The sequence below is a fragment of the Halococcoides cellulosivorans genome (assembly GCF_003058365.1).
Taxonomy (GTDB): Archaea; Halobacteriota; Halobacteria; order Halobacteriales; family Haloarculaceae; genus Halococcoides; species Halococcoides cellulosivorans.
The window spans coordinates 307280-328842 of sequence record NZ_CP028858.1 but is presented as its reverse complement, the minus strand read 5'-3'; the positions used below and the strand labels follow the sequence as shown (position 1 = coordinate 328842).

Here is a 21563-nt window from a genome sequence, read left to right as displayed (position 1 = left end):
ACCGGGACCGGCCCGCATCGCAACCTGTAAGCCCCAGGCTCCGAAACGCCCGGTGTACAATGCCATTTTACGGAGGCGCAGAACTGGCGACGGTCTACGAGAACGCCCAGGACGAGGACTACGGTCTCGTCGCGAGCAACGTCGCGGAGCCCCAGATCATGGCCGGTCTGATGGAGGGGGCCGCCCGGAAGGACTCCGATCTGTTGATCCAGATGAGCGCCGGGGCCTGTCGGTTCGCCGGCAACGGCGACGCCGAAGACGGCCTGCGCGCCATGGGGAACTATATCGACGTCGTCGCCGACCAGTACGACATCGGCGTGTTCCTCAACATGGACCACCAGACGGACATGGACTTCATCGACATGCAAGTCGAGACGGCCATCCCCTCCTCGATCATGATCGACGCCTCCCACGAGGACTTCGAGGAAAACGTCGCCCGCTCGAAGGAAGTCGTCCAGAAGACCGAGGCCGCCGACGAGGAGATCCTCGTCGAGGCCGAACTCGGCCAGATCAAAGGCGTCGAAGACGAGATCGTCGCTGAAGAGGCCTTCTACACCGACCCCGGGCAGGCCGTCGAGTTCGTCGACCGGACGGGCTGTGACCTGCTCGCCATCTCCGTCGGAACACAGCACGGCGTCGCGAAAGGCAAAGACCTCGACCTCAAGCCCGACCTGGCCAGCGACATTAGCCAGGCACTCGCTGATCACGGCCTGGACACGCCGCTCGTTCTCCACGGCTCCTCAGGGCTGCAGTCCGATCAGCTCTCTGATTTCATGGGACGGGGAATCGCGAAGGTCAACAAGGACACTCGCTACCAGTACGAGTTCACCCGGACGCTGGCCGACCTGTACACCGACCACATCGACGAGATCATCCCGCCCGAAGGCGTCGCAGACGAGCGCGACACCTTCTACAACGGCGTCGACTGGTCGCCCAACAAGGACGTCTTCGACCCCCGCGTCGGCGGGCGGAACGTCCGCGAGCGCATCGCTGACGTCCACGCCGGTCTGACCGAGGTCTCGGGCAGCGCGGGCCAGAGCATCTTCCCGCAGTAAGATCGCATTTTTCACGGCCGGCTCATTCGCCGTCGTCGAGCAGATCCGCGACCATGTCCGCGACGACCCTCCGCTCGTCGGCGTTGACGCCGTGACCCATGCCGTCGTACAGCCGTTCGGTCACGTCCGCGCCCAACCGCTCGAACACCGCGGTGGTCTCGTGGACGCGCTCGACCGGGATGTGCGGGTCGACGTCACTACAGCCGAGAAAGACCGGCGTGTCCTGCAGATCGCCCTGATACTCGTCGGGATCGATCGACTCACCGACGAGCCCGCCGCTCAGTGCGGCCAGCCCACCGTAGCGGTCCGGATTGCGCACGAGGAACTCGCTGGCCAGACACGCGCCCTGAGAGAAGCCAACGAGTGCCACGCGCTCGCGAGGGATCTCGGCGTCGGTCGCGACCGCGACGGCGTCGCCGACGGCGCGCAATCCCGACGACCGGCCGGGTTCGTTCGTCTCGACGGGCGCGGTAAACGGGTTCGGATACCAGGTGTTCCGGGCGGCTTGAGGAGCCAGGTACGCGACGCCGTCCGGGAACGCGTCGGCCATCTGGAGGATGCTGTCCGCGGTCGCCCCGCGTCCGTGGACGAGGACGACGCTCGCCTCGGCGGCCGCGGGGTCCGCGCCCGCGCGCTTGAGTGGCTGGTCCTGGTGAGGACCGGTCATGCGCTCGGGCCTCCACGGCGACGAGGTGGCGTGGTCATGGGGCCCCTTCGGCCCCGCGAGTGAAGACAGTTCCCGCCGAAACGAGGACGAGGGGTGGAAAAGCAGTCGGAGGGGTGCAGACGCCGCCCCGAATAATCACTCGAAGACGGGTGATTCGGCCTCTACGACGTTCGCAAGGCGATCCTGTTCGACCGCGAGCAACGCGAACACGTCGTCGAGTGCGACGATCCCAACCAGGTCGTCGTTCTCGACGACGGGCATGCGCCGGACACCTTCCTCACTGAGGGTTTCGACGAGTTCAGCGATCCCAGTGTCTGCGGAGACAGTCTGGAGATCGGGCGTCATGACGTCGCTCGCCTGCAGAGTCGACCAGTCGGCGTTCTCGGCCATGACTCGTGTGACGAGGTCGCGATCGGTGACGATGCCGGACACCGTTGAGTCGTCTTCGATCACCACACTTCCGACGCCGTGGTCACGCATCGACTCCGCGAGGGAGTCGATGGAACTCTCGGGCGAGGCCGTGACGACGTTCGACCGCATCAGGTCTGACACTGGCATGGGGGACACCGAGTGCGCCACGTGCGCACTCATCGCGGTCATCGAAGCCATGGCACATAAACATACCGTACAGATTGGAAGACTGAAGTGGACGTATTCCCGGGCGATCGAGCGAGCGAGACGGGGTCCGAGTCGACCCGTCCGATCGAGCGATCAGCCCGTCGTTGCCGGGTCGAGACGGCCAGAGACGACGAGTACTACCGGGGGTATCGTTTTTTGTACCGGGCGGGCCAACGGTCAGGCATGCCGACAGTCGAACTCACCGAACAGACGGTCGACCGCCTGGACAGCCTCCGTGTCGACGAGGAGACCTACGACGAGATCGTCACGGAACTCATCAACATCTACGAAGCCGAGGAGATGACGCTGTTCCGTGCGGGCGACGAGATCTAGGGCGACCGGCCAGTCCCGCGCTATTCGTCGTCACGAGCCTGCTCGCAGACGGCCGTCCACCGACCGGACTCCCGGAGTCGGGTTTCGAGGGTCTCGACGTAGGCCTCGGCCAGCCCCGCGGCCGTCGCTCGCATCTCGCTGGTCTCGTCGTCGGTGAGCGACCCCAGCCAGTCCAGAAAGCCGCCGTCGTCACCGCTCGACGTGCCCACCACGCCCTCGTCGTCCATCGCGACCAACTCGTCGAGGACGGACCCGAGCGCGCTGGTGTCGGCCCGGAGTTCCGCCTCGGCGGGCGACTCGGGGGTCTCGATGCGAATCTCGACGGCAGCCATCACCAGATCCCACTGCCGGTTCGAGAGGCCAGCGTCCGTCACGCGGTCGGCGAACGCTCCGTCCAGTTCCATCCGTTCGGCGGCGATCGAATCACGCCAGTCGGTCACAGTCCACTGTTCACACCGGGGCCACAACGGCGTTGCGGTCCGGCGTCCCGACCGGATACCGGCAATCGATGCCGCCTGATCGAACCGTTCAACAGGTGGCCCGCCCAACGACCGACGATGTCACGGACCCAATCGACGACCGGGAGGGACCGATCGTGAGCGTGTTCGGATTTCTCGCCGTCGTACCGATGATGGAAGGGAGTCTCGCCGGCCAGGTCGCCAAGGCCGTCGAAGCGCTGGAGGCGTTCGACGTGGCCTACGAGACCACGCCGATGGGGACGATCATCGAGGCCGAGGACACCGAGACGTTGTTCGCAGCGGCGCAGGCGGCCCACGACGCCGTCGACGGCGACCGCGTCGAGACGACGCTGAAAGTCGACGACAAACGCACGGTCGACCAGCGCGCTCGCGAGAAAGTCGAGGACCTCGCCGCGGAACTCGGGCGCGAACCGGTTCGGGATCACTACTGATCGGAAGCCCCGGCCACGCGATCGACCGCAACCGTTCCACGCGATCGACCGCAACCGTTGACTGTTCGGGCGCGCACGCGGTGGTATGGATCCACTCAATCGCGGGGCGACCGAGATCGTCGACGAGGCCGTCGAGTTCGCCGACGAGTACGGCATCGGTGTCGATCGTCTCGACTCGGGCGCGACCGTTCTCGACTGTGGAATCGAACACCGCGGCGGCCTCGAAGCCGGCGCGCTCGTCGTCGACATCCAGACCGGGGGGTTGGCGAGCGTCCAGACCGACCTCGACGGCGTCGCGGGCGCGACCCGCCCAGTGGTGACGGTCGCGACCGATCACCCCGGTCTCGCCCTGCTGGGCTCACAGAAAGCGGGCTGGGAGTTCACCGGTGACCAGGAGGCGCTGGGCAGCGGGCCGGCTCGCGCACTCGCCGCCGCCGAGGACGTGTTCGCACACCTCGCGCACGACGAGTCTTTCGAGATGGCGGTGTTGTGTCTCGAAACCGAGGAGCGACCGACCGACGCCATCGCGAGCGAGGTCGCTGATCGAGCGGGTGTCGCGGAGTCCGCCGTGACGCTCGTGGGCTTCCGGACGGCGAGTCTCACCGGCAGCGTCGCCGCGGCGGCCCGTGCGGCCGAGTTGGGCGTCTATCGATGGCTCGAAGCGGACGGCGACCTCGCGTCCCTCCAGTCGGCCAGCGGTCGCGCGCCAGTCCCACCGGTCGCCGCCGACGAACGCGTCGCGATGGCGCGCGGGACCGACGCCGTCGCCCACGGCGGCCAGGTCCACCTGACCGTCGACGGCGAGGGCCCGGATCCCGCCGCGCTCGTCTCGACCGCCGAGGCGCCGTTCGAATCGATCTTCGACGACGCCGACTGGGCGTACGCCGACCTGGATCGCGACCTGTTCGCGCCCGCGACCGTCACCGTCGACGTGATCGGCGGGCCGACCCGGACGGCCGGCGAGTGCCGCCCGGACGTGCTCGATCGAGCCTGGCACTGACCGGGCGCCAGCCGATCGGCGGGCGTCGCCCGGAGCTACGGCGCGAACTCGTAGATGTCGTCACCGACGTGGTGGATCGAGTCGACGACCTTCCCCTCCTCACCGACCATGTCGGACCCCTCCACGCGTGCGCGCCCGACCGCGAGCGCCTTCCCGTGAGCTTCTTCGACGATGACGACCGGGTCGCCCGCCTCGATCGCGTCGTCGGCCGCGACGATGCCCGGGCGCATCACGTCCGCGCCGTCGGAGACGAACTCGATCGCGCCGGCGTCGACCGTGACGGTCGCGCGCTCGGGATCGGTCGCGTTCGCGCCCCGGACGGTGACGAACGGGTCGCCGTCGGCCCCGCCGACCGACTCCTCGTCGAGGTAGAGCACGAGCGGGTCGCCGTCGACCAGCACGAGTTCCCGGTCGTCGGCCTCGAAGGTCACGCGTTCGTAGGTGTCACCGTCGAGGGGCACGCCGAGTCGGTCCGCGAGCGCCGTGTCGATGGCGTCGATGGCGTCCGCGCGGAGGTGGTGTCGCGATTTCACGTCCATGCGCGGTGATCGCCCGCGAGCGTGAATAAATCGTCCGGCTGACCGCGGCGGCCGGCGTCGGCCTCGACACCGTTTTGTCCGGGCCGATCCGCCCCTCTGTATGCGGATCGACCCGGTCGCGACGATCACCGATGGGCTCGGCCGATCGCTGTCGGCGTCGCTGGTGCCCGTCGCGGGACTCCTGTTCGGAAGCTATCTCGTGGCCTCCTATGGCACGCTCGCGACGATATTGTTCGGCCTCCCGACCACGCTGGTGAGTCGGCGCTGGTGGGTCGCGGGTGGCGTCCTCGCCATACTCGCGGCCCTCTGGATCGGAACGGCGGTCGTGACGCTGTACGCCCACGTCGTCGCGGCCCGCACGATGGGCCCGGCCGTCCCCGGCGATCGAAGCCCGTTCACCCGCCGGATCGGCCGCGCGATGGCCTCGACGGTCGCGCTCGCGGTCGTCCTCGCCCCGCTCGCGCTCGGCGGCACACTCCTCGCCGTCGTTCCGGGGATCGCGGTCGTGACGCTGGGCGCGATCGCGCTCGTCACGATCGCGATCGAGGATCGGTCGGCCGCCGGCGCACTCGATCGCGCGTGGGCGCTCGCGGCGACTGATCGGGCGACGGTCGCAGTCGTCGCTACGCTGCTCGCGGTCGGCGTTCTCGTCGGCCTCGTCGGGTCGCTGCTCGCGATCGCGGTCCCGTTCGTCGGTGGCCTGCTCCGGGCGGCGCTGCTGACGGCCGTCCAACTCGCGCTGATCGGCGTGTTCGTCGAGGCGGTCGTGCGCCTGCGCGAGATTCGAGACGTCGCGGTCCGCCCCGAGTAACCGCTCGGCGTTCACGCTGGTACGAGATGCCGACGACCGCAGTCACTAAAGTTGCCGGAGCCGAACCGGAAAATATCCGTGGCATTCCGTGTTGGGCAGGTGATCGGTAGGGGCATCGATCGGGCGAAAACGCCGTCTGGGATGATCGTCTTTTTGCTGTTCGTCGTCGTCGAGACGTTGCTGGACTCGGGGTTCGATCCCAGGGCAGTCGGACGAACGATGGACTATTTCACCTACCTGGGTACCGGTCGAAAGGTCTGGATCGGAGTCCTCACGCTCGTCGGGGGCGGCCTCTCGCTGGTCGTCACCGTCGGAGCCTGTCGGCTGTTCGTCCGCGAGATCGACACACTCGACACCGTCGACCTCGGCGTGTTCACAGACCGCATCCTCCGGGCCGTGGGATCGCTGCTGGTCGTCCAGATCGCTCTCGGCGTGGCCCTCGCAGTGGCTCTCCTCGGCCTCCAGTTGCTCGCCGTCATCGGGCTTCCGATGGTCGTGCTCGGACTCGTGGCTCTGGCCGGACTCTGGATCTACGCCGCGGTAACCGTCCCGTTCGTCCCGTTCGCCATCGCCGTCGAAAACCGGGGTCCGTTCGCCGCTCTCGGGCGGAGCGCGGAGATCGCACGCGATCACCGCCGGTCGCTGCTGGGGATCGTCCTCGTCTGGATCGTCACCGTGACGCCGTTCTCGGTCCTCGACGGGATTCGGTGGACGACGAATCACGACTCCGGCGCGGTGATGGAGTCCGTCGTCGGATTCGCCGTTCCGGCCTTCAGGCTCGCGAGCACGTTCTGGTGGGCCGTCGTCTCGACGGTCCTGATCGCCGTTCTTGCCGAGATCTACACTACGGTCACTGGCGAGACCGACGGGTTCGAGTCCGACGACACGTCCCGGGAGTGAAATCGAGAGGGCGTCGAAACGCCTACCCGATCGGTCCGCGTACCCCGCCCATGACCGACGCGAACGCCGAGGCCGGGACCGCCGAGGCCAAAGGCCCCGTCGAGATCGACGCGGAGATGGCCCGCCACCTCGAAAACAAACGCGAGGAACTGTTCGAGAAGTTCGGCATTCCAGACGAGTTCCCCGACGCCGTGAAAGTCGAAGCCGACCAGTTGACCGACGACGTCCAGTCTGACGTCGACGCGGAACTCTCCGAGCGCGAGGATCTGCGCGATCTGACGACGTGGACGACCGACCCCGTCGACGCCCAGGACTTCGACGACGCCGTCTCGATCGAGCGCCGCGACGACGAGATCGTCCTCTGGGTGCACATCGCCGACGTGACTCACTACGTCAACCCCGAGACGGCGATCTGGGACAGCGCCGTCGAGCGTGCGAACACCGTCTATCTCCCCGGATACACCGTCCACATGCTCCCGCCGATCCTCGCGGAGACGGTCTGTTCGCTCGTCCCGAACGAGGACCGACTCGCGCACACCGTCGAGATGCACCTCGATCCCGAGCATCTGGGCTACGACTCGATCGAGATCTACAAATCGATCATCCGATCGGACGCCCGCCTGACCTACAGCGAGGCCGAGCGCCTGCTGGACGAACCAGAGACCGCCGCGGACCTGCTCGAAGACCAGTCGGTCGATCTCGCAGAGAAGACCGCATCGATCTGGGAACTAGCCGATCGGATGCACGACCAGCGCAAAGAAGACGGCTCGCTCGTCCTCAATCCGCGGCGGGATCGCGCCCACACCATCGTCGAGGAGTGCATGCTCAAGGCCAACAAGGCCGTCACGCACGTTCTCATGTGGGATCGGGGCGTCGAAGCGATGTACCGCGTCCATCCCCAACCGAGCCCCGAGGAGTGGAACGAGGCGCTCCAGGAAATCCAGGACCTCGACGGTGTCTCGATCTCCGGCGGTGGGTTCGAAGACCCCCGGAAAGCCGTCAACGCGACGCTGGAATCCGCGCCCGAGCGCCAACTCGACAAGATCCAGTGGGCCGTGATGAAGGTCATGCCCCGCGCCCGGTACATGAACGACCCGTTCGGCGGGCATCACGCGCTCAACTTCGAGATCTACGGGCACTTCACCTCGCCCATCAGACGGCTGAGCGACCTCATCAACCACTGGATCGTCCACACCAACGACGTCCCCGAGGACCTGGTCGCGCTGTGTGATCGCGCGAGCGACCGCCAGAAAGACGCCGAGCAGTGCGAGCGCGAGTACAAGACCTTCCTTCAGGAGGTCGGCCTCGACCCCAGCGCAGTCAACAATCGCGGAGTCGACGTCGTCGACGACGAGGACGGAGAGACCGAAGGGGACGAGAAGGGAGGAGAGGACGAAGGAGAGACCGTAGAGGAGGAGTGATCGGCCACAGCGACAGGCGTCGAGAGCGCCCAGACCGCCCGCCGAGTGTCCGACGGTGGCGGGTCTCCTACAGTTCACCGAGTTTCCGGAGGAGTTGTCCGCGGTACTCCTCGTCGCTCGTAATCCCTTTCGCCTGGAGGACGTTTCGCTGGAGTTTGTCACAGGCGACGTTGAACGCGGTCTTCGCGCCGTAGCCCTCGCCCGACCCGGCCATCTGGCCTTTGTTCGTCCGCAGGCGGATCTGACACTGGATCAGCGGCGTGCCCCGGAGTCGCTCCTTGTGCTGGTGGAGGCGGACGTGAGCGTGCTGGACCTGCATGTCCTGGTACTTGTCAGCGACCGCCTCGATGCCCTCACGGACGCTGTCCCGAGAGAACGTATCGAGTAAGTTGACGTTCGTGATCTGGACGTCCATGTGCTCTTCTTCGGTGAAGGTGAGCGCCCGGAGCACGTCGGTCTTGGTGACGACCCCGGCGACGAGGCTGTCGTCGCGTTCGGGCGTGACGACCAGGCCACCGTAGTCGTTGGCGAGCATCCGGTCGACGGCGGTCCGGACCGATTCGTCGACGGTGATCGTCTCGACGGGGCTCGACATCACGTCGTACACCGGCAGGTCGAGCATCCGATCGACGTCGCCCGCGCGCTCGCCGACGGTCGATTTGTCCATGTTCCGGACGACCAGATCGACGATGTCGTGGGTCGTGACGATGCCGGTGAGAACGCCGTCCTCGACGACCGGCAATCGGGAGATGCCCCGATCGCGAAGCAGGTTGATCGCCTTCCCGAGCGTGGTCTCCTCGGAGACGGTCGTCACCGACTCGGTGTAGACGTCCGACACGTCGATCGCTTCGAGGTTCTCCAGGACGGCCCCGAGGATCGCGTCGTCGGTGACGATCCCCCAGAGTCGGTCGGCCTCGAACACCGGCGCGACGCGGGACCCGCTCTCGACGAGCACGCGGGCCGTCTCGCGGACGTCGGCAGTCCGCTCGACTTTGGGCGCGTTCCGGGCGAGTTTGGCAGCCTTGGCGCGATCCTCGACGTGACTCTGGACGAACTGGCGCTCCGAGAGCACCCCGGCGTACTCGCCGTCCTCCAGGACGATCACGCCACGCGGCCGCTCGCGCTCGAAGATCGACCGGACCTTCGCGATCCGTTCGTTCCCGTCCACGTCGACGTACTCTCTCGTGGCGATATCGGCAATATCCATCGTACGCTCGAACTTGGGTGTGAAGGGTTATCAAACTTGGCTACGAAATCGCGTGATCGGACGCCCCCGACCGATTTCGACCGACGATTCGCGAGCAGTCCCAACCGTCGACGCCTGACATAGCTCGCGAGCGACCATCGAGGACGCCCCGTCGGCACCGGCCCCGACAGCGGTCACGGTCCGGAGCACCCCAATCATTCCTTCGTACAAGGTTTTTCTTCCGGACAGGGATGCCCACTGAAACTGTCTCTACCGCCCGGAACCACTATCTTTCATGGTCATTCCTAATTCATGCAAGCCGCCTCGATTTTGAAGCTATACAATATCTATATGAGCCAAGGTGTCCAAGATTTCGACCTCCAATGACACCCCCCTCCCTCGAACTCTTCGTCCGTTCACTCCACCCCCAGGGCGCCCACCAGCGCCAGGAAGCCATCCTCGAACGGTTGGAGCAGTTGGAAGGCGACGACGAGATCGAGTCGTTTTCGGTCGTCGTCTGGGGCGACCAGATCTCCCGAGAGAGCGTCGCGGCGAGATCGCTCAAGGGACGCTACGTGCTCAACCGGGTCGCGGAGTTCCAGCAGTGGGCACTGTCGACGAACGTCTCGCTGGACTCGTTTTATCAGACGCGATCGAGCGGGCCCGAGTCGGACGTCGAGACGGAGACGACGATCGTGCTGCCGGTGATGGGCCTCGCGGAGTACCAGGACGGCGAACTCGTGCAGGTCTCACCGTGTACCGCCGGCGAGACCGTCCACACCGTCCAGGACCACGTCGACGCGCTGGCTGCCGGCGACCGACCGGTCGATCTCCAGGACGCCTCGGCCCAGGTCGTCTAGGACGTCCACCCCCGACCGTATTGGCGCGTCTCGGAAGCTATTTGTATCCCGACTGGCCAACACGGCAGTATGACGACTGCGGCTGGCTCGTCGGCCGATCCCGTCCCGACAGCCCAGCGGTCGGCGTCCCGCTGTGCCGACGGTGAGCGACGACGCCGAACGGGCCGGTAGGCCCACATCATTCTCACCACCCCGATCGTTCGCTCGCCGTACCACCCAGTCACCACCGATCTATCGAAATCAGCGACACACGACCCACCGATGACATCCACCACTGAGACCGTCGCGCTCGCCTTCTCGGGCGGGCTCGACACGACCGTCTGCGTACCGCTGCTGAAAGAAGAGTACGGCTACGACGAGGTCCTCGGCGTCACCGTCGACGTCGGCCAACCCGCCGCGGAGTTCGACGAGGCCCGCGAGACTGCCGAGGCGCTCGGCCTCGAGCACGTCGTCGTCGACGCCAAAGCCGAGTTCGCCGAGTTGTGTCTCGACAGCGTCCGCGCGAACGCGACCTACCAGGGCTACCCGCTGGGGACCGCGCTCGCCCGGCCGGTCATCGCCGAAGCCATCGCCGACGCGGCCCGCGAGCACGGCGCGAGCGCGCTCGCCCACGGCTGTACGGGCAAGGGCAACGACCAGTTGCGCTTCGAGGCGGTCTGGCGGGCGACCGAGATGGACGTGATCGCGCCCGTGCGCGAACTCGGATTGACCCGCGAATGGGAGTCGGAGTACGCCGCCGAGCGCGAGTTGCCCGTCGAGGGCGGCTCTGGCGGGCGGTACTCCATCGACACCAACCTCTGGAGTCGCTCGATCGAGGGCTCGGAACTCGAAGACCCCGCCACGATCCCCGAGGACGACATCTACGACTGGACCGCCACACCCGGGAATCGCGAACGTGAGGACCTCACGATCACCTTCGAGGACGGCCGCCCGATCACCCTCGACGGAGAAAATATCGACCCTGTCGCACTGATCGAGACGTTGAACGAGCGCGCCGGGGCCCACGGTGTCGGTCGGACCGACATGATGGAAGACCGCATGCTCGGGCTGAAGGTTCGGGAGAACTACGAGCACCCCGCGGCGACCGTGCTCCTCACCGCTCACGAGGCGCTCGAACAACTGGTCTTCACCGCCGAACAGCGCCAGTTCAAGACCCAGATCGACCAGCGCTGGGCCGAAAAGGCCTACGAGGGCCTGATCGACGCGCCGCTGGTCGACGACCTGGAAGGCTTTCTCGATTCGAGCCAGCAGCGCGTGACGGGCACGGTGACCGTCCGCCTGGAAGGCGGGCAGGTCCGTCCCGTCGCCCGCGAGTCCGAGTACGCGGTCTACAGCGAGTCCGCCGCGTCGTTCGACGAGTCGGCCGTCACCGGCGGGATCACCCAGGACGACGCGACCGGCGTCGCGAAATACCACGGGTTCCAGGACCGTCTGGCGCGGTCGGCGTCGCCCACGGCCACGACCGAGGACGACGCGGCGGTCGAGACCCCCGACGGGGGCGACTGAGTGATGACCGACGAGGACCGCGCGGCCAGCCCGGCGGTCCGTGGCGACCGCTTCAGCGGCGGCCCCGCCCGCGAATTCATGTCCTCGATCGACGCCGATCGGCGCATCTTCGAGGCCGACCTCGCGGTCGACCGCGCGCACGTCGTGATGCTCGCCGAACGGGAGATTCTGGACGATGGGGATGCGGGCCAGATCCTCGCCGCACTCGACGCCATCGAGGAGTCGGGATACGACGCCCTGCCCGACGGCGAGGACGTCCACGAAGCCATCGAGACCGCCGTGATCGATCGGATCGGTCCGGCGGGCGGGCGGATGCACACCGCCCGGTCGCGCAACGACGAGGTCGCGACGTGTCTGCGCCTGGCACTGCGTGATGGGCTGCTCGACCTGCAACGGGCGCTCGTCGAAGCGCGTCGCCAGTTGATCGCACTCGCCGAAGCCCACCGCGAGACGCTGATTCCGGGCTACACGCACCGCCAGCCCGCACAGCCGACGACCGTCGCCCACTGGGCGCTATCGTACGAGTCCGCGCTCGCGCGTGACACCGGGCGCATTCGCGATGCCTACGAACGCACGAATCGCTCGCCGCTGGGCGCGGCGGCGTTCGCGGGCACCCCCTTCGACATCGATCGCGAGCGCACGGCCACCCTGCTGGGCTTCGAGGGGGTCGTCGAGAACGCGACCGACGCGGTCGCCGCCCGCGACGCCTTCCTCGAAGCCACGGCGGCGGCGACCGGCGTCGCGATCACGCTGTCGGGGCTGGCCGCCGACACCATCGAGTTCGCCAGTGACGGCCTGATCGCCCTCGACGACGACTACGCATCGACGTCGTCGATCATGCCACAGAAGAAAAATCCCGATTCGATGGAACTCGTCCGGGCGCGTGCGGGCGACGCGACCGGTGGGTTCGCGGGGCTGGCGACCACACTCGCGGGCCTCCCCCGGGGATACAACCGCGATCTGCAGCGTGCCGACCGCCACGCCTGGCAGGCGATCGATGCGGTCACCGACGCGCTCCCCGTCGCGATCGGCGCAGTCGCGACCGCCGACTGGCCGGCCGACGTCGACGCCGGCACTGGCTTTGGGACCGCGACGGGTGTCGCCGACCGCCTCGCGATGGCGGGCGTCCCGTTCCGCACCGCCCACGAAATCGTCGCCCAGGTCGCTGGCGACGGCACGCCCTCGGTCGAGGCGCTCCTCGATGCGATCGACGACGCCCTGGACGAGCGCCCGCCGGACCTCGATCGAGAGACACTCGACGCCCTGCTCGATCCCGCCGAATCGGTCGCCAGCCGCGACTCACGCGGCGGCCCAGCCCCCACCGCGGTGGCAGCGTCGATCGATCGGGCCGTCGACCGGCTGGATCGGGACGCCGACGCGCTGGACGACGCTCGCGACGCCGTCGCCGACGCCGCTTCGCGCCGTCAGGAGGCCGTTGATTCCTATGTGTGAACACCTATCGACCAGCCGCGACGCATCGCCGCTCGGGGAGGGGTCGCCGTGAACGTCGGCGTCCTCTACAGCCGGATTCGCGAGGACGAAAAGCTCCTGCTCGGCGAACTCCGCGAGCGCGACCACGAGGTCACAAAGATCGACGTCCGCCGCGAGACGTTCGATCTGTCGGACCCACCGGACTCGTTCGAGGACGTCGACGTCCTCGTCGATCGGTGTCTCGCGACCTCGCGCAGTCGCTACATTACCCAGTTCGCGAATCGCTACGAGATCCCGATCGTCAACGACGCCGCGACTGCGCGGATCTGTGCGGACAAAGTCGAGACGAGTCTCGCGCTGGACGGGGCGGGCGTGCCGACGCCGACCACACGGGTGGCCTTCACGAGCGACGAAGCGCTGGACGCCGCCGCCGAGTTGGGCTATCCGTGCGTCGTCAAGCCCGTCGTGGGCTCGTGGGGCCGGCTGATGGCGAAACTCGACTCGCCGAACACCGCCGAGGCCGTCTTCGAGCACAAGGAGGTGCTCGGCCACTACGAACACAAGGTATTCTACCTCCAGGAGTTCGTCGACAAGCCCGGCCGCGACATTCGCGTGCTCGCCGCGGACGGCGACGTCGTCGCCGCGATGGTGCGCTCCTCGGATCACTGGCTGACCAACGCCGCGAAAGGGGCCGAGACCGCGACCTTCGAGGTCAGCGACGAGGTCCGCGAGTTGGTCGCCGACGCCTCGAGCGCCGTCGGCGGCGGCCTGCTCGGGATCGACCTGATGGAACGCACCGACGGTGACGAAGTCACGGGCTACACCGTCCACGAGATCAACCACACCGTCGAGTTCAAGGCCCTCGACGGGGTGAGCGACGAAGACGTGCCCGCGCGCGTCGTCGATTACCTCGAAACAGTTGGTGAAGGAAATGAGTGAGACCTACACCGCGAGCGTCGTCGGCGGGACGGGCTTCACGGGCGGGGAGTTGCTCCGCCTGCTCGCCGACCATTCCGCCTTCGACGTGGTCCAGGCGACCTCGCGGAGCGATGCGAACCGCACGATCGGCCACGTTCACCCGAACCTGCGGGATCTGGACCTGCGCTTCTCGAAACCCGACGATCTCGCATCGGTGGACGTGCTGTTCGCCGCGACGCCACACGGCGTCTCGATGGACCAGATCGACGCGTTTCGGGACGCCGCCGACACCGTCGTCGACCTCTCGGCGGACTTCCGGTTGCCTGACGAGCGGTATTACGACGAGTACTACGACGGCCATTCCCGCCCCGAACTCCTCGAGGAGGCGACCTACGCCCTGCCGGAACTCAATCGCGACGCGCTCCCGGGCGCGGATCTGATCGCCTCCGGAGGGTGTAACGCGACCGCGACGATGCTCGGCCTCTATCCACTGGTCGAGGCGGGCATTCTCGAACCGTCGGACCGGACGGTCGTCGACGTGAAAGTCGGAAGTAGCGAGGGCGGCGCGGGCGGTGGTGCGGCGTCGAGTCACCCCGAACGGTCGGGTGTCGTCCGGCCCTACGCGCCGACGGGGCATCGCCACGAGGCCGAGATCGAGGCGTATCTCGACCGCTCGGTCGATTTCACGGTGCACGCGGTCGATATGATCCGCGGCGCGAGTGCGACCTGTCACACCTTTCCGGAGGCCGCAGCGGCGGGCGAGTTGGAGACGGTCGACCTCTGGACAGCGTTCCGTGACGCGTACGGCGACGAACCGTTCGTCGATCTGGTCGCCGGCGGCGGTGGTGTCTACCGCTATCCCGAACCGAAGGCCGTCGCGGGGACGAACCGTGCGGAGATCGGGTTCGCCGCCGAGGACGACCGCGTCGTCGTGTTCGCGGCGATCGACAACATGATGAAAGGCTCGGCGGGGCAGGCCGTCCACGCCGCGAACGTCGCACTCGGACTCGATGAGACCGCGGGACTCGACCAGCGGGGCCTCCACCCGGTGGGGGCCCCATGACGGTCGTCGTCAAGGTGGGCGGCGCTCGCGCGGTCGATCCCGCGGGCGCGATCGCCGACGTCGCCGCGCTCGCGGGCGACGAGCGCGTCGTGCTGGTCCACGGCGGATCGACCGCCGTCGACGAGGCCCTCGAATCGCGCGGGGTCGACCCCGAGTACGTCGAGACGCCCGACGGCGTCGTGGGCCGCTTTACCGATGCAGAGACGATGGGCGTCGTCGAGGCCGTCTTCGGGCGTATCCGGACCGATCTCGTCGCGGACTTACAGACCGCCGGTGTCGACGCGATCGGGCTGAGCGGCGTCGACGGCGAACTCATCAGCGGCCCGCGCACGTCCGCGATCCGAATCATCGAGGACGGCAAACGCAAGATCAAGCGCGGCGATCACTCGGGGTCGATCGAGACCGTCGATCCCGACCCGCTGGAGACGCTGCTCGACGCGGGCTACACCCCGGTGGTCGGGCCACCGATGGCAGGACAAGAGGATGACGGGATCACACCAGTGAACGTCGACGCCGACCGCTCTGCGGCGGCGATCGCCGGGGCGCTCGACGCCGATCTCGTCCTCTTGACCGACGTGGAGGGCGTGTATCGCGATCCCGACGATCCGGCGACGAAAATCGAGTCGGTCGCGACTGCCGACGAGTGGGCGACCCTCGAAGCGAGCGCCGAGGGCTTCATGACCCGGAAGGTCATGGCCGCCGCCGAAGCACTCGATGCGGGCGCACCGACGGCGATCGTCGCCGACGCGAATTCCGAGGCACCGATCCGTGCGGCCCTCGACGGCGCGGGCACGACAGTTCACCAGGAGGCACGCGAGTCATGAGTGGCGGATTCGTCTTTTCGGAAAAACCCATCACGATCGAATCGGGCAATGGAACCACGGTCGTCGACGATCGGGGCACCGAATACCTCGATCTGGGCGCGAGCTACGCGTGTGTCCCGCTGGGCCACGGGCATCCGGCCGTCCAGTCGGCCGTCCGGGACCAACTCGATCGGATCACCTACGTCCAGGCCTCGTACCCGAATCCCGCGCGGACGGCGCTGTACGAACGGCTCGCCGAGGCGGGCCCGGGCGACGCCGACAACGTCTGGCTCTGTAACTCGGGGACCGAGGCCAACGAGGCGGCGCTGAAGTTCGCCCGGTCGGCGACGAACAGTACGAAAATCGTCGCGACGATGCAGGCGTTTCACGGGCGGACGATGGGCGCGCTCGCGACCACCTGGAAAGACAAGTACAAGAAACACTACGAGCCGCTGATCGACGGCGTCGAGTTCGTGCCCTACGACGACGCCGATGCGATGGCCGAGGCGGTCGATCCCGACACCGCTGCGGTGATCGTCGAACCGGTCCAGGGCGAGGGCGGGATCAACCCCGCGAGCGCGGCGTACCTCCAGGCCGTCCGCGAGGTGACCGCCGACAACGACGCCGCGATGATCGTCGACGAGGTCCAGACCGGGCTCGGTCGGACGGGATCGCTGTGGGCGATCGAGCAGGCCGAGGTCGTCCCGGACGTGCTCACGACCGCGAAGGGCCTGGGCAACGGGTTCCCGATCGGCGCGACGCTCTGTCGGGACTGGATCGCCGACGACTACGGCAATCACGCCTCGACGTTCTCGGGCGGCCCGGTGATCTCGGCGGCGGCCGGTGCGACCGTCGACACGATCGTCGCCGACGGAATCCCGGACCACGCCGCCACGATGGGCGAGCGACTGCGCTCGGGCCTGCGCGATCGCCTCGGCGACCGCGTGCGTGAGGTCCGCGGCGAGGGCCTGATGGTCGGCATCGAGGTGAAACGCAACGCCAATCGCATCCTCAAAGAGCTCGCGATCGAACACCAGGTGCTCGCCCTCCCGGCCGGGCGGACCGTCGTCCGCCTGCTCCCGCCGCTGACGATCGATGAGAGTGAGATCGATCAGGCCATCGACGCGCTGGATAGCGCGATCGGGGGGTCGTCGTGAGCGCATCGATCCCGACCACCGAGGTGAGCCAGGAGGCGGCCCGCCAGTTGCTCGTCGACCTCGTCGAGACGCCGTCGATCGCGCCGAAGGAATCGGAGTGCGCCCAGCGGCTCGTCGACTTCTTCGAGACCCACGATCGGGAGGTCTGGATCGACGAGGTGGGCAACGTCCGGGCCCCCGCCGACGACGGTATCCTCCTGACCTCGCATATCGACACCGTCCCGGGCGACATTCCCGTCGCCGTCGAACGGCGCTCGCTCGATAATGCCCACGTCGGTGGCGAATTGCCGGACGGCACCTACGACGTGCTCACCGGCCGGGGCAGCGTCGACGCGAAAGGCCCGCTCGCGGCGATGGCGGTCGTCGCCGTCGAGACCGGCGCGAGTTTCGCGGGCGTCGTCGGCGAAGAGGTCGACTCCCGTGGCGGCCGGTATCTCGCTGAGCACCGCGACACACCCGACGCCGTCATCAACGGCGAGCCCTCGGGCTGGACGGGGATCACGCTGGGCTATCGGGGCCTGCTCGGCGGGGCGTACGTCGCGACGAGCGAATCCGGCCACTCCTCGCGGCCCGACGACAACGCGATCCAGGACGCGATCAACTGGTGGCACGCCGTCGAAGACGAGTTCGACCCCGACGAGTGGGTGCCGATCTTCGAGCGCGTCACGCCCAAGCCCGTCGACATCTCGGGCGGGATGAGCGAGGACGGCCTCTCGGTCGAGACGACGATGCGCGTGCAGTTGCGCGTCCCGCCCGAGTACACCGTCGACGAGATCCGCGAGATCGCAGACGGCCACCTCACGAACGGCACCGTCAACTGGGACGACCGGGTCGAGCCAGTGATGGTGAGTCCGCGGACCGACGTGGCGCGGTCGTTCCGCGCGGCGATCCGCGGCGCGGGCGGCGACCCACGCATGTTGCGCAAGACCGGGACCGCCGACATGAACATCTACGCCGACGCGTGGTCGGTTCCGATGGTGACCTACGGGCCCGGCGACGCCGACCTGGATCACGCCCCCGACGAGCATCTCGTCCTCGCAGAGTACGACCGCTCGATCGACGTGCTCCGGGCGGCGACGGAGGATCTGTTATGACCAGGCACGTCCTCGACATCGACGACCTGACGCGCGCGGAACTGCACGCCGTCCTCGACCGGGCGGCCGAACTCAAATCGGGCGGTCGCCTCCAGGAAGACGAACGGCCGCTGGAAAATCGGACGCTCGCGATGCTGTTCGAGAAGCCCTCGACGCGCACGCGCACGTCCTTCGAGACGGGGATGACCCGCCTCGGTGGCCACGCCATCTTCCTCGGGCCCGACGACATCCATCTGGGCCACGGCGAGCCGATCAAAGACACCTCGCGCGCGCTCTCGGGGTACGTCGACGCGATCATGGCCCGCCTGTTCGATCACGAGGACGCCGAAGACCTCGCCGCGTACGCGGACGTGCCCGTGATCAACGGGCTCACCGACGACGCCCACCCGTGTCAGACGCTGGCGGACCTGTTGACGATCCGCGAGCGGTTCGGCGGGTTCGAGGACGTGAGCGTCGCGTGGGTCGGGGACGGCAACAACGTCGCGAGTTCCTTTGCGATCGGCGCGGCGATGGTCGACCTCGATCTGACCGTCGCGACGCCCGCCGACTATGCGCTGGACGAGTCGGTTCTCGATCGCTGCGAGGCGGTCGGGTCCGCCCCGGCAACGACGACCGACCCCGACGCGGCGATCGCGGACGCGGACGTGATCTACACCGACGTCTGGGTGAGCATGGGCGAGGAAGACGAGCGCGACCAGAAGCTCGCTGCCTTCGAGGGCTTTCAGATCACCGCCGACTGGATCGGCGATCGCGAGTTGATGCACTGCCTGCCCGCCCATCGCGGCGAGGAGGTCACCGACGGCGCGGTCGAACACTCGAACAGCGTGGTGTGGCAGCAAGCGGAGAATCGGATGCACGCGCAGAACGGCTTACTGACGTGGCTGCTGGCGTAAGGAGAGTGTCCGCGCCGCATCGCGGCGCGGTTCACCGGCCACGAAGTGGCCGGGTCTTTTTGGTCCAGATTTTTCGAGGAGTGGTCGCCGAAGGCGACCCGACGAAGAAAAAGGTGGTTGGGCGTCCCTCAGGACCACTCGATCGAAATCGACATCTCCCATCACGAAAACGGACACGTATGAGCGACGACCCGGTCGTCAACTTCATGCTATCGTGGGCGAAAGGCGCTGCGATCATTCTCGGATCGATGGTGGGCATGATCGTCGTCTGGGTCGCGACGCTCCTCGCACACGATTTCGACCTCATCGCGCTCCCGAACCACCCGCTCACACTCATCGGCGTGATGTTCGGCGGGTTCGCACTCTCATTCGTCGTGATCTCAGCGCTCGTCTACGGACGGTGATGGCCGGAGACTCAAATCCCGTGGTCCCGCTGGGCGAGCACGACAGAGACCGACGGTCGTCACTATATTGGCGTCGTTCGAGGTTGATGGCCTGATCGGGCTGTGACAGGCCTGTCCGCGCCGCACCGCGGCGCGGTTCACCGGACCCGACCGGTGCGAGGTCGCGGAGCGACCTCGGGAAGCCGAGCGGCGACGCCGCGAGGCGAGGAGGGTCCGGGTCATTTTGATCCACTGGAAGACTCACTCCGCTCACGGCTGCGCCGTTCGCATTTCCGAGGCCCTCACTCCGTTCGTGCCTCGCAACCGCTCGCGGAGACAGATTTTTCCGTCGGAGGGTTCGCGGTGCGAACCCTCCGCGCAAAAAGGTGGTCTAGAGCCCGTCAGTGCCGTCCTGGGCGAGCAAGACGAGCATCGACAGCCCCGAAATCCCGATGAGCAACAGCGCGGGCACCGCGGCGTACTGGTAGAACGCGGTCTCCTGGGCGCGCCAGATCTGGGTGACGATCGTCTCGAAGCCCGTCGGGCGGAGCACGAGCGTCACGGGCAGCTCTTTCATCGTCGTCAGGAAGACGAGCGCCGCGCCCGCGACGATCCCCGACCGGGCGAGCGGAATCGTGATCCGCCGGACGGCCCGCGTGGGCGAATCGCCGAGCGTGCGCCCGGCTTCGAGCAATCGGGGATCGATCTGGAGGATCGAGGATCGGACCGCCCCGACCGCCTGCGGGAGAAAGCGCACGACGTACGCGAAGACGAGGAGGACGAGCGAGGGGTAGATCCAGGGCACCGCGCTCGACCCGAAGGAGACGACGGCGAGCGCGAGGACGATCCCCGGGACGGCAAAGCCGACGTAGGTCGCCCGCTCGAAGACGGCCGCGAGTCGGTCGTCCGACCGAGCGGCGAGGTACGCGACCGGCAGCGCCGCGAGCACGGCGACCGCCGCGGCGGCCGTCGCGATCCCCACGGAGTTGAACACCTGGAGCCACTCGAAGGCCATCGCAGCGCCGCCCGAATCGGCCCGGACGAGCCAGCCCAGCAGGATCCAGATCGGGACCGCGAGCGCGAGGAGGGCGATCGTCGCGGGGAACAGCGTCGCCGGCCAGCGCCACCGCCCGAGCGCGACCGGCGACGCCGATCGGTCGCCACTGGTGACGTCGCGATCGGGCCGAATCCGGTGTTCGAGCGCGAGGACGACCAGCACGATCGCGAGCAACTGGAGGCTGAGCAGCGCGGCGTACTCGCTGCCGTAGGCGTGGTACTCGACGTAGATCCGCCGGGTGAACACGTTCGCGCGCATGATCGCGGGCGTCCCGAAATCCGAGATCGCGTACAGCGCGGCGAGCAGCGCCCCGGCGGCGATCGACGGGCGAATCTGCGGGAGGACGACCCGTCGGATCGCCGCGAGTCGACCGGAGTCGAGCGTTCGGGCGGCCTCCAACTGGCGACTGTCGAACGCGATCAGCCCCGCTCGCGTGGTGAGATAGACGTACGGGTAGGTGTACAGCGTCACCACGGCGATCGCGCCGGGAAGCCCGTAGATCTCCGGCAGGCGCTCGATCCCCAGCGGCGCGAGGAAGTCGTGAAACTCCCCACGCGGCCCGAACGCCGAGACGAACGCAAAGGCACCGACGTAGCTTGGCACGACCAGCGGGAGCGCGACCGCGACCGTCCAGAACTGCCGTCCGGGGAGGTCGGTCCGGACGGTCAGATAGGCGAGTGGAACGCCCAGCGCGATCGACGCCGCAGTCACCCCACCCATCAGCGCGAGACTGGCGAGCGTGATCTGGAGAGTTTTGACACTCCAGATCAGATCGATCGCGCGCGCGGGCTCGACCGTCGTCGCCTCGACGACCAGCCAGGTCAGCGGCAGGATCAAGAGCGCGGCGATCGCGCCGCTGAGCAGCGTCAACCCGACTGGCCGATCGTCGACGTTCGAAAGCATGGTCACTGGCGACCCATCGTCTATCCGGTCGAACCGGTCCGACGGGTATAAGGGT

Annotated in this window: 23 protein-coding genes; 17 read left to right on the top strand and 6 right to left on the bottom strand. The window is 67.6% G+C overall.

The window, feature by feature from the left end; all coding sequences use genetic code 11:
- Positions 1–59 precede the first annotated feature (59 nt).
- Positions 60–1055, top strand: coding sequence for a class II fructose-bisphosphate aldolase (gene fba, locus HARCEL1_RS01595; RefSeq protein WP_108380868.1), 996 nt, complete (start codon positions 60–62; stop codon positions 1053–1055).
- Between the two features lie 22 nt (positions 1056–1077).
- Here fba and HARCEL1_RS01590 read toward each other — a convergent pair whose 3' ends face one another.
- Both HARCEL1_RS01590 and HARCEL1_RS01585 read right to left on the bottom strand, forming a co-directional pair.
- Positions 1078–1722 (bottom strand): alpha/beta hydrolase, encoded by a 645-nt coding sequence (locus HARCEL1_RS01590; RefSeq protein WP_108380867.1) that lies wholly within the window; start codon positions 1720–1722, stop codon positions 1078–1080.
- 135 nt (positions 1723–1857) lie between these two features.
- A complete protein-coding gene (locus HARCEL1_RS01585; protein WP_108384039.1) occupies positions 1858–2280 on the bottom strand; it encodes a CBS domain-containing protein in 423 nt (140 codons plus the stop codon).
- A gap of 243 nt (positions 2281–2523) precedes the next feature.
- Between HARCEL1_RS01585 and HARCEL1_RS13580 the strand changes: the two genes are divergently transcribed.
- Positions 2524–2673, top strand: coding sequence for a DUF7557 family protein (locus tag HARCEL1_RS13580; RefSeq protein WP_174182910.1), 150 nt, complete (start codon positions 2524–2526; stop codon positions 2671–2673).
- Between the two features lie 20 nt (positions 2674–2693).
- Here HARCEL1_RS13580 and HARCEL1_RS01580 read toward each other — a convergent pair whose 3' ends face one another.
- A complete protein-coding gene (locus HARCEL1_RS01580; protein WP_108380866.1) occupies positions 2694–3113 on the bottom strand; it encodes a DUF5799 family protein in 420 nt (139 codons plus the stop codon).
- A gap of 155 nt (positions 3114–3268) precedes the next feature.
- On the opposite strand from HARCEL1_RS01580, the gene HARCEL1_RS01575 reads away from it, so the two are divergent.
- Entirely contained in the window at positions 3269–3583 is a 315-nt protein-coding gene (locus HARCEL1_RS01575) for a thiamine-binding protein (RefSeq protein ID WP_108384038.1), read from the top strand.
- An 85-nt stretch (positions 3584–3668) separates the two neighbouring features.
- On the top strand, positions 3669–4583 hold the full coding sequence (locus HARCEL1_RS01570; protein WP_108380865.1) for a methenyltetrahydromethanopterin cyclohydrolase: 915 nt from the start codon (positions 3669–3671) through the stop codon (positions 4581–4583).
- Between the two features lie 35 nt (positions 4584–4618).
- Here HARCEL1_RS01570 and HARCEL1_RS01565 read toward each other — a convergent pair whose 3' ends face one another.
- The gene (locus HARCEL1_RS01565; protein ID WP_108380864.1) at positions 4619–5122 is read right to left on the bottom strand and encodes an RNA-binding protein; all 504 of its coding nucleotides are present in this window, start codon (positions 5120–5122) and stop codon (positions 4619–4621) included.
- 100 nt (positions 5123–5222) lie between these two features.
- Here HARCEL1_RS01565 and HARCEL1_RS01560 point away from each other — a divergent pair, with 100 nt between their 5' ends.
- From HARCEL1_RS01560 to HARCEL1_RS01550, 3 genes are all read left to right on the top strand, one after another.
- Positions 5223–5933, top strand: a complete 711-nt coding sequence (locus HARCEL1_RS01560) for a hypothetical protein (protein WP_108380863.1) — start codon at positions 5223–5225, stop codon at positions 5931–5933.
- 78 nt (positions 5934–6011) lie between these two features.
- Positions 6012–6833: a hypothetical protein gene (locus HARCEL1_RS01555; protein ID WP_159076970.1), complete on the top strand. Its 822-nt coding sequence runs from the start codon at positions 6012–6014 to the stop codon at positions 6831–6833.
- 50 nt (positions 6834–6883) lie between these two features.
- Positions 6884–8254, top strand: a complete 1371-nt coding sequence (locus HARCEL1_RS01550; protein WP_108380861.1) for an RNB domain-containing ribonuclease — start codon at positions 6884–6886, stop codon at positions 8252–8254.
- 67 nt (positions 8255–8321) lie between these two features.
- On the opposite strand, the gene HARCEL1_RS01545 is transcribed toward HARCEL1_RS01550, so the two are convergent.
- Positions 8322–9461 carry a CBS domain-containing protein gene (locus HARCEL1_RS01545; RefSeq protein ID WP_108380860.1) on the bottom strand — a complete coding sequence of 380 codons (1140 nt, stop codon included), beginning with the start codon at positions 9459–9461 and terminating at the stop codon, positions 8322–8324.
- Between the two features lie 362 nt (positions 9462–9823).
- Here HARCEL1_RS01545 and HARCEL1_RS01540 point away from each other — a divergent pair, with 362 nt between their 5' ends.
- From HARCEL1_RS01540 to HARCEL1_RS01495, 10 genes are all read left to right on the top strand, one after another.
- A complete protein-coding gene (locus tag HARCEL1_RS01540; RefSeq protein WP_108380859.1) occupies positions 9824–10300 on the top strand; it encodes an HTH domain-containing protein in 477 nt (158 codons plus the stop codon).
- Positions 10301–10561: 261 nt separating this feature from the next.
- Complete coding sequence (locus HARCEL1_RS01535) at positions 10562–11806, top strand: argininosuccinate synthase (protein WP_108380858.1); 1245 nt, start codon at positions 10562–10564, stop codon at positions 11804–11806.
- Between the two features lie 3 nt (positions 11807–11809).
- Positions 11810–13258, top strand: a complete 1449-nt coding sequence (gene argH / locus HARCEL1_RS01530; RefSeq protein WP_108384037.1) for an argininosuccinate lyase — start codon at positions 11810–11812, stop codon at positions 13256–13258.
- A 48-nt stretch (positions 13259–13306) separates the two neighbouring features.
- Entirely contained in the window at positions 13307–14176 is an 870-nt protein-coding gene (gene lysX, locus HARCEL1_RS01525; protein WP_108380857.1) for a lysine biosynthesis protein LysX, read from the top strand.
- Entirely contained in the window at positions 14169–15218 is a 1050-nt protein-coding gene (argC, locus tag HARCEL1_RS01520) for an N-acetyl-gamma-glutamyl-phosphate reductase (protein ID WP_108380856.1), read from the top strand. The genes lysX and argC overlap by 8 nt, the downstream gene beginning before the upstream one ends.
- On the top strand, positions 15215–16042 hold the full coding sequence (locus HARCEL1_RS01515; protein WP_108380855.1) for an acetylglutamate/acetylaminoadipate kinase: 828 nt from the start codon (positions 15215–15217) through the stop codon (positions 16040–16042). Before argC ends, HARCEL1_RS01515 begins: the two co-directional genes overlap by 4 nt.
- On the top strand, positions 16039–17178 hold the full coding sequence (locus HARCEL1_RS01510) for an aspartate aminotransferase family protein (protein ID WP_108380854.1): 1140 nt from the start codon (positions 16039–16041) through the stop codon (positions 17176–17178). Before HARCEL1_RS01515 ends, HARCEL1_RS01510 begins: the two co-directional genes overlap by 4 nt.
- Positions 17175–18272: a [LysW]-lysine hydrolase gene (locus HARCEL1_RS01505; protein ID WP_233357374.1), complete on the top strand. Its 1098-nt coding sequence runs from the start codon at positions 17175–17177 to the stop codon at positions 18270–18272. The genes HARCEL1_RS01510 and HARCEL1_RS01505 overlap by 4 nt, the downstream gene beginning before the upstream one ends.
- Complete coding sequence (gene argF / locus HARCEL1_RS01500; RefSeq protein WP_108380853.1) at positions 18269–19165, top strand: ornithine carbamoyltransferase; 897 nt, start codon at positions 18269–18271, stop codon at positions 19163–19165. Before HARCEL1_RS01505 ends, argF begins: the two co-directional genes overlap by 4 nt.
- A gap of 179 nt (positions 19166–19344) precedes the next feature.
- Positions 19345–19569 carry a hypothetical protein gene (locus HARCEL1_RS01495; RefSeq protein WP_108380852.1) on the top strand — a complete coding sequence of 75 codons (225 nt, stop codon included), beginning with the start codon at positions 19345–19347 and terminating at the stop codon, positions 19567–19569.
- Between the two features lie 370 nt (positions 19570–19939).
- On the opposite strand, the gene HARCEL1_RS01490 is transcribed toward HARCEL1_RS01495, so the two are convergent.
- Positions 19940–21508, bottom strand: a complete 1569-nt coding sequence (locus HARCEL1_RS01490; protein ID WP_108380851.1) for an ABC transporter permease — start codon at positions 21506–21508, stop codon at positions 19940–19942.
- Positions 21509–21563: the final 55 nt, after the last annotated feature.

Bases quoted from the DNA above. Each gene is read 5' to 3' on its own strand.
- fba (WP_108380868.1), top strand. From the start codon at position 60: ATGCCATTTTACGGAGGCGCAGAACTGGCGACGGTCTACGAGAACGCC.
- HARCEL1_RS01490 (WP_108380851.1), bottom strand. From the start codon at position 21,508: ATGCTTTCGAACGTCGACGATCGGCCAGTCGGGTTGACGCTGCTCAGC.
- HARCEL1_RS01510 (WP_108380854.1), top strand. From the start codon at position 16,039: ATGAGTGGCGGATTCGTCTTTTCGGAAAAACCCATCACGATCGAATCG.
- HARCEL1_RS01495 (WP_108380852.1), top strand. From the start codon at position 19,345: ATGAGCGACGACCCGGTCGTCAACTTCATGCTATCGTGGGCGAAAGGC.
- HARCEL1_RS01570 (WP_108380865.1), top strand. From the start codon at position 3,669: ATGGATCCACTCAATCGCGGGGCGACCGAGATCGTCGACGAGGCCGTC.
- HARCEL1_RS01590 (WP_108380867.1), bottom strand. From the start codon at position 1,722: ATGACCGGTCCTCACCAGGACCAGCCACTCAAGCGCGCGGGCGCGGAC.
- HARCEL1_RS01515 (WP_108380855.1), top strand. From the start codon at position 15,215: ATGACGGTCGTCGTCAAGGTGGGCGGCGCTCGCGCGGTCGATCCCGCG.
- HARCEL1_RS01535 (WP_108380858.1), top strand. From the start codon at position 10,562: ATGACATCCACCACTGAGACCGTCGCGCTCGCCTTCTCGGGCGGGCTC.
- argC (WP_108380856.1), top strand. From the start codon at position 14,169: ATGAGTGAGACCTACACCGCGAGCGTCGTCGGCGGGACGGGCTTCACG.
- HARCEL1_RS01560 (WP_108380863.1), top strand. From the start codon at position 5,223: ATGCGGATCGACCCGGTCGCGACGATCACCGATGGGCTCGGCCGATCG.
- HARCEL1_RS01540 (WP_108380859.1), top strand. From the start codon at position 9,824: ATGACACCCCCCTCCCTCGAACTCTTCGTCCGTTCACTCCACCCCCAG.
- argH (WP_108384037.1), top strand. From the start codon at position 11,810: ATGACCGACGAGGACCGCGCGGCCAGCCCGGCGGTCCGTGGCGACCGC.
- HARCEL1_RS01545 (WP_108380860.1), bottom strand. From the start codon at position 9,461: ATGGATATTGCCGATATCGCCACGAGAGAGTACGTCGACGTGGACGGG.
- HARCEL1_RS01565 (WP_108380864.1), bottom strand. From the start codon at position 5,122: ATGGACGTGAAATCGCGACACCACCTCCGCGCGGACGCCATCGACGCC.
- HARCEL1_RS01550 (WP_108380861.1), top strand. From the start codon at position 6,884: ATGACCGACGCGAACGCCGAGGCCGGGACCGCCGAGGCCAAAGGCCCC.
- HARCEL1_RS01585 (WP_108384039.1), bottom strand. From the start codon at position 2,280: ATGCCAGTGTCAGACCTGATGCGGTCGAACGTCGTCACGGCCTCGCCC.
- argF (WP_108380853.1), top strand. From the start codon at position 18,269: ATGACCAGGCACGTCCTCGACATCGACGACCTGACGCGCGCGGAACTG.
- HARCEL1_RS13580 (WP_174182910.1), top strand. From the start codon at position 2,524: ATGCCGACAGTCGAACTCACCGAACAGACGGTCGACCGCCTGGACAGC.